Here is a 249-nt window from a genome sequence, read left to right on the forward strand (position 1 = left end):
GGACTACTAGGGTATCTAATCCTGTTTGCTACCCACGCTTTCGCGCCTCAGCGTCAGTATTGATCCAGGTGGCCGCCTTCGCCACTGGTGTTCCTCCGAATATCTACGCATTTCACCGCTACACTCGGAATTCCGCCACCCTCTCTCATACTCTAGCTTAACAGTTCGGAATGCAGTTCCCAGGTTGAGCCCGGGGATTTCACACTCCGCTTATTAAACCGCCTACGCGCGCATTACGCCCAGTAATTC

Annotated in this window: 1 rRNA gene; it reads right to left on the reverse strand. The window is 53.4% G+C overall.

Annotation, left to right across the window (positions count from 1 at the left end):
* A 16S ribosomal RNA gene (locus ACTHSL_RS13965) occupies positions 1-249 on the reverse strand; the annotation flags it as partial.

The organism is Neisseria sp. P0008.S010, assembly GCF_051962715.1.
Classification (GTDB): Bacteria; Pseudomonadota; Gammaproteobacteria; order Burkholderiales; family Neisseriaceae; genus Neisseria; species Neisseria elongata.